This window comes from Rubrimonas sp. (genome assembly GCF_036788415.1).
Taxonomy (GTDB): domain Bacteria; phylum Pseudomonadota; class Alphaproteobacteria; order Rhodobacterales; family Rhodobacteraceae; genus Rubrimonas.
Map to the genome: position 1 here is coordinate 1 of NZ_DAIQNN010000226.1, position 2,148 is coordinate 2,148.

Here is a 2,148-nt window from a genome sequence, read left to right on the forward strand (position 1 = left end):
GCGAGATATTGCTGCGCATCCTCCGGCGCGATCATGTCGGCGAAGACCACCTCGAACAACAGCACGCCCAGCGCGGCCATGGTGAACGGCTTGATCAGCCAGTTGACCGCCAGCGTGATGATCAGGCCTTTCGGCTTCTCGCCGACGCGGGCGAGCGCGGCGAAATCCACCGCGACCATCATCGGATAGACCATCGCCCAGATCAGCAGGGCGACGGGCAGGTTGACCGAGGCGACTTCGAGCGCGGCCAGCGCGCCGAACAGCCCCGGCGCGAGCGCGCCGAGCGCCACCCCGCCGGCGATGCACAGCGCCACCCAAAGCGAGAGCAGCCGCTCGAAAGACCCCAGCGCCGCCTCGGGCGCAGGGGCCGCGTCGGCTGAGCGCGTCACGCGTCGGTCCGCGCGTCCATGCGGCCGATCCGGTCGACTTCGCGCTGCAGCGAGATTCGGTCGAGCGAGGCGACCGGCAGGTTCGCGAAGGCCGAGATGCGATGCTTGAGCTGGCGGTAGGTCTCGGAAAAGGCGAGCTGGCGCTCGGCCATCGTCCCCTCCACCTTGACCGGGTCGGGCATGCCCCAATGGCCGGAGATCGGCTGACCGGCCCAGGGCGGGCACTCCTCGTTGGCGGCGAGGTCGCAGACGGTGAACACGAAATCCATCCGCGGCGCGTCGAGCGTCTGGAACTCGGCCACGTTCTTGGAGCGCAGCTTGGAGGTGTCGTGGCCGAGCGAGGCGAGCTTCTCGACGGCGAGCGGGTTGAGTTCGGAGGTGGGGCGCGTTCCGGCGGAGAACGCCCGGAACTTGCCGCCGCCCTCGCGCTCGAGGATCGCCTCGGCCATGATCGAGCGGGCGGAGTTGCCCGAGCAGATGAACAGCACGTTGAAGATCCGGGACTCGGCCATGGAGGGCTCCTGTCGGGCGGGATTGGAGAGGATTGCGGCTGTCAGCGGCGCGCACAGCTCAGGGCGGCCGCGGCAGCAGTCGAGCGCGAGATAGTCGATCAGCGACCCCGCGCGGACGAGGTCGATGCGGTAGAGGATTTGTTTGCCCGCCCGCGCGCCTGCGATCAGGCCGGCGCGCGCGAGGATGGCGAGATGCACCGAGGCGACGTTCGGCTTGATCCCCACAGCCTCGGCGATCTCGCCGGCGGGCACGCCGTCCGGGGCGCGCCGCGCCAGCAGCCGGAAGATCGCCAGCCTGTTCGGCTGGCCGAGGGCGGCGAAGAGGTCGGAGGGCGCATCGGTCATGCGCGCACTCTATCGTCGCTTCGAGACTTCGCGAATGAAGTTTCGATGACAGCGGGGCCTTGTCGCGCGGGCGCCGTGCAGAGGGACCATTGACGAAACGACGCATCTAGTTCTATAGAAGCATCATGAAGGATTGCGCCGCCGCCGCATCGCTCGCCGCGCTGGGCCACGAGGCCCGGCTGAAGCTGTTCCGCCTGCTGATCAAGGCCGGGCCGGACGGGCTGACCGTGGGAGAGATCGTGCGCCATCTCGGCCTCGCGCCGTCCACCCTGTCGCACCATCTGGGCGCGCTCGTCGCAGCCGGGTTGGTGTCGCAGGAGCGACGCGGGCGCGAGACCGTCAACCGCGCCGATTTCGCCGCCATGCGCGCGCTGCTCGCCTATGTCGAGAGCGAATGCTGCACGGGCGTCTCCCCCGGCGTCTCGACTGGCGTCTGCGCCGCCGGAGACGCCGCATGAGCCCCCTTTTTTGTCCAGACGCAACCATGTCTCCAGAGGAGTCGTCATGACCGCTCTCGCTCTCGGCGTCCGCCGTCTCGGCGCCGCCGCCTTCGGCTTCGACCGGGTCGCGCTGGCGATCCTCGCCATTCTCGCGGCGCTGGCGCTCGCCGATCCGGCGCAGGCGCCGGCCTCGCTGCGCTTCATGGCGGGCGCGCTCGCCTCGGTCGCGCCGTGGCTGCTGCTCTCGGTCGGCATCGCGGCCTATGCGGCGGCGTCCGGCGCCGACAATCTGATCGCGCGCGCCTTCCACGGTCGCGAGGCGGCGATGGTGGCGACGGCGGCGACGATGGGCGCGCTGTCGCCCTTCTGCTCCTGCGGGGTCATCCCGCTGATCGCGGCGCTGCTCGCGATGGGCGTGCCGCTGGCGCCGGTGATGGCGTTCTGGCTGGCCTCGCCGGTGAT

General features: G+C 70.2%; 4 protein-coding genes. 2 read left to right on the top strand and 2 right to left on the bottom strand.

The features are described from left to right. Both V7Q31_RS18910 and V7Q31_RS18915 read right to left on the bottom strand, forming a co-directional pair. On the bottom strand, window positions 1-389 hold a 389-nt coding region (locus V7Q31_RS18910), incomplete at its 3' end, for an arsenic resistance protein (protein ID WP_442976780.1). Continuing rightward, on the bottom strand, window positions 386-1,246 hold the full coding sequence (locus tag V7Q31_RS18915) for a metalloregulator ArsR/SmtB family transcription factor (RefSeq protein WP_333835383.1): 861 nt from the start codon (window positions 1,244-1,246) through the stop codon (window positions 386-388). The genes V7Q31_RS18915 and V7Q31_RS18910, both read right to left, overlap by 4 nt. A gap of 125 nt (window positions 1,247-1,371) precedes the next feature. Here V7Q31_RS18915 and V7Q31_RS18920 point away from each other — a divergent pair, with 125 nt between their 5' ends. Both V7Q31_RS18920 and V7Q31_RS18925 read left to right on the top strand, forming a co-directional pair. Beyond that, window positions 1,372-1,704: an ArsR/SmtB family transcription factor gene (locus tag V7Q31_RS18920; protein ID WP_333835384.1), complete on the top strand. Its 333-nt coding sequence runs from the start codon at window positions 1,372-1,374 to the stop codon at window positions 1,702-1,704. A gap of 46 nt (window positions 1,705-1,750) precedes the next feature. Next, the coding region (locus V7Q31_RS18925) for a permease (protein ID WP_333835385.1) at window positions 1,751-2,148 on the top strand (398 nt) is incomplete at its 3' end.

Bases quoted from the DNA above. Each gene is read 5' to 3' on its own strand.
- V7Q31_RS18915 (WP_333835383.1), bottom strand. From the start codon at position 1,246: ATGACCGATGCGCCCTCCGACCTCTTCGCCGCCCTCGGCCAGCCGAAC.
- V7Q31_RS18920 (WP_333835384.1), top strand. From the start codon at position 1,372: ATGAAGGATTGCGCCGCCGCCGCATCGCTCGCCGCGCTGGGCCACGAG.